Genomic DNA, 854 nt, shown 5'->3' with positions numbered 1-854 from the left:
CCCCCAGGGCCAGGGGGCTCGGCACCCCGAGGAGGAGGAGCCAGCTCCCGAAGAGGAGCGCGAAGGAGAGGGCGATGAGGAACTGGGCCCGGGCCCAGTAGCCCATGCGCCGCCAGGTGTCCTCCAGGACCTCATGCCAGCCCTTTCCCGGCAAGTAGGGGGCCACCCGCTGCACCAAGTGGGGCTCGAGGCTGATCATCACCGAAAGCACCAGGGCGAGCACCAGCTCCGAGAGGGTCTCCGCCGCCCGCAGGAGAAGCCCTCCCGCTGCACGCACCGAGGCCGCCAGGGAGGCGGTGAGGTCGTTGGGGATAAGGCCGAGGTTGCTTTCCACCCAGGCCAGGGTCTGGGGCAGGGCCGCGGCCAGGAGCTGGAACTGCCGGGTGAGGAGGGGAGCCGCGAGGATGCCACCCAGGGCCACCACCCCCAGGACCAGGAGGTAGGCCAGGATGACCGCGCTGGGGTAGGGGAGACGACGCCCCAAGAGCCTCACCACGGGGTCTAGGGCGGCGGCAAGGGTGAAGGCCAAAAACACCCATAGGAGGAGGGTATAGAGCCGAGCTAAAGCCCAGAGGCCCAGGAGGAGGAGGCCCAGGCTCAGGAACCAGCGTCCCATGCTGCTCACTTTATTCCTGGAAGGGCGGCCCGGGAGGAATGGAACGGGGGCGTGTTGGCCACGCCATGCCCGGCCTTCTCTGGATAGGGCTCTCCGCTCCTGACGGCCTGCGCCCAAGGGCCCGAGGCAAGCTTAAGGACCCCTCTAGAAAAACCCGGAACGAGGACCCCAAAGAGCCCCTCCCTGGGCCAAGCCGAGGCACCCCATTTGGTTCTAGCGCCGCCGGAGCAGGGCGAGG

Annotated in this window: 1 protein-coding gene; it reads right to left on the bottom strand. The window is 68.6% G+C overall.

Annotation, left to right across the window (positions count from 1 at the left end; translation table 11 throughout):
- Positions 1-616, bottom strand: a 616-nt coding sequence (locus tag AC01Y6_RS10635) for an AI-2E family transporter (protein WP_476671496.1), incomplete at its 3' end; no start/stop codon positions are given.
- Positions 617-854: the final 238 nt, after the last annotated feature.

The organism is Thermus sp. (assembly GCF_056332225.1).
The sequence above is the reverse complement of the archived record's forward strand: the minus strand, read 5'-3'. Positions and strand labels throughout refer to the sequence as shown.